Source organism: Roseateles sp. FW305-36, from assembly GCF_058787015.1.
In genome coordinates, this window is record NZ_JBYSZK010000054.1 from 1 (window position 1) to 892 (window position 892).

Annotated in this window: 1 tRNA gene and 1 rRNA gene; both read left to right on the plus strand. The window is 49.4% G+C overall.

The window, feature by feature from the left end:
• The first annotated feature begins 82 nt into the window (after window positions 1–82).
• Window positions 83–158: transfer RNA gene (locus AC3WOE_RS30510), tRNA-Ala, on the plus strand.
• Window positions 159–470: 312 nt separating this feature from the next.
• Window positions 471–892: ribosomal RNA gene (locus AC3WOE_RS30515) — 23S ribosomal RNA — on the plus strand; the annotation flags it as partial.

Below are 892 nucleotides of genomic sequence, written 5' to 3' on the forward strand. Positions count from 1 at the left end.
TGTAGCTCAGTCGGTTAGAGCACCGTCTTGATAAGGCGGGGGTCGCTGGTTCGAATCCAGCCAGACCCACCACGGAAATCCCGGGGGATTAGCTCAGCTGGGAGAGCACCTGCTTTGCAAGCAGGGGGTCGTCGGTTCGATCCCGTCATCCTCCACCAGTTTTACTCATTCAGTTGGTAAACCTTAGAGAATAGCAATGTTCGTTGAGGTTTACCAGCTCTTGATCGAAAGATCGGCTGTTGTTCTTTAACAATTTGTAGAGTCGAATCAGCGTTGCTGACGGAAAGTATCTCCTGATACACCGTGCCGTCAGCAATGATTTTGATTGCGTCAAACATAGACTTCAACTAAGCAAGAAATTGATTAGGTATGAAGAACGGCGTAACGCGTGAATACTCAAAAACAGTTTGGATCTGCGGATCTGAATTGAGTCCTTGACGACAGTGCAGTCAGCGCTGTCAAAGTTATAGGGTCAAGTGACTAAGTGCATGTGGTGGATGCCTTGGCGATTACAGGCGACGAAGGACGTGATAGCCTGCGATAAGCTTCGGGGAGCTGGCAAATTAGCTTTGATCCGGAGATTTCCGAATGGGGAAACCCACTCCGCAAGGAGTAACTCTGACTGAATACATAGGTCATTGTGGCGAACCGGGTGAACTGAAACATCTCAGTAGCTCGAGGAAAAGACATCAACCGAGATTCCGAAAGTAGTGGCGAGCGAAATCGGAGTAGCCCTCGCGTTTTAGCAGTTTGTATATCAGAACGGAATGGAAAGTCCGGCCATAGCGGGTGATAGCCCCGTATGAGAAATGCAGATTGTGGAACTAGGCGCGAATAGAGTAGGGCGGGACACGTGAAATCCTGTCTGAATATGGGGGGACCATCCTCCAAG